This window comes from Citrobacter sp. Cpo030 (assembly GCF_030333005.1).
Lineage (GTDB): Bacteria > Pseudomonadota > Gammaproteobacteria > Enterobacterales > Enterobacteriaceae > Citrobacter > Citrobacter portucalensis.
In genome coordinates, this window is the sequence record NZ_JAOWGT010000011.1 from 1 (window position 1) to 216 (window position 216).

General features: G+C 38.4%; 1 protein-coding gene. It reads left to right on the forward strand.

Going from position 1 to position 216, the window contains the following annotated elements; translation table 11 throughout:
- Nucleotides 1-216, forward strand: a 216-nt coding sequence (locus OGY37_RS00125; protein ID WP_286619756.1) for a DUF6392 family protein, incomplete at both ends; no start/stop codon positions are given.

Genomic DNA, 216 nt, shown 5'->3' on the forward strand with positions numbered 1-216 from the left:
AAATCTTGAAGAAGTGACTTTGCGGTTAGAAGATGAAAATAAAACGGATTGGTTATTTCCTAATCCGCTGCCATTTGGTCTTGAACCTGTAATGTCCCAGAAATGGGTAAGGGACAAACTTGGTCATCCAATGATTTACACTGATGCGCAGATAATCATGACTATTTATGTTGGTGTGAAGGAATTTTATACTTTGCCGGCCCCTCATCAATATAT